We start from the raw sequence: 735 nt of genomic DNA on the forward strand, positions 1-735 counted from the left end.
CTACGAAAAGCTGGACATCCCGGTCATCAAAAAGACGCCGAAAGGCGCACCGTCCACCGCCGAAGCGGTGCTGCAGGAACTGGCCCTGGAATACCCCCTGCCCCAGGTGATCATGGATTACCGTGGCGTGGCCAAACTGAAGAACACCTACACCGACAAACTGCCGGAGCTGATCAACCAGCGCACCGGCCGTGTGCACACCTCCTACCACCAGGCAGTGGCCGCCACCGGGCGTCTGTCCTCCAGTGATCCCAACCTGCAGAACATTCCGGTGCGCAGTGAAGAAGGCCGCAAGATTCGCCAGGCGTTCCTCGCTCCCAAAGGCAAAAAGATCGTCGCCTGCGATTACTCCCAAATCGAACTGCGCATCATGGCCCACCTGAGTGGCGACAAGGGCCTCACCGATGCCTTTGAAAAAGGCCTGGATATTCACCGCGCCACCGCCGCGGAAGTGTGGGACAAAACCCTGGAAGAAGTCAGCGACAACGACCGTCGCAATGCCAAGGCCATCAACTTCGGCCTGATCTACGGCATGAGCGCCTTCGGCCTGGCCAAGCAACTAGGCCTGCCGCGCAAGGAGGCCCAGGACTACATCGACCTCTACTTCGAACGCTACCCGGGCGTAAAACGCTACATGGAAGAAACCCGCGCCCAGGCCTCGGAACAAGGCTACGTGGAAACCCTGTTCGGCCGCCGCCTCTACCTGCCGGAAATCCGCAGCAGCAACGGCCAACG

1 protein-coding gene is annotated in these 735 nt (G+C 60.7%); it reads left to right on the plus strand.

Annotated features, from left to right (window positions below):
- On the plus strand, positions 1–735 hold a 735-nt coding region (locus A3730_RS23520), incomplete at both ends, for a DNA polymerase (protein ID WP_231884028.1).

It is taken from the genome of Alcanivorax sp. HI0044 (assembly GCF_001634945.1).